Below are 257 nucleotides of genomic sequence, written 5' to 3' on the forward strand. Positions count from 1 at the left end.
GTGGAACGCTGAGCCGGGCATTCGCCCGGTCGAATCGTGGAAACTCGTGGACGCCGTCACGGCACGAAGCGAGCGAAACGCGAAACAGCGAAAGTCAGCCGTACATAGGGCCCGTGAAAAGGCAAGCGCGATGTCCGTACCGAGATCCGACACAGGTGCTCTGCCAGCGCAAGGCAAGGCCTGTCGGGAGAACCGACGTTAGGGAATTCGGCAAGTTAGTCCCGTACCTTCGGAAGAAGGGATGCCTGCTCTCTACG

Annotated in this window: 1 rRNA gene; it reads left to right on the plus strand. The window is 60.3% G+C overall.

The features are described from left to right. Positions 1–257: ribosomal RNA gene (locus ABNG04_RS18180) — 23S ribosomal RNA — on the plus strand; the annotation flags it as partial.

It is taken from the genome of Halorubrum miltondacostae (assembly GCF_041379815.1).
Taxonomy (GTDB): domain Archaea; phylum Halobacteriota; class Halobacteria; order Halobacteriales; family Haloferacaceae; genus Halorubrum; species Halorubrum miltondacostae.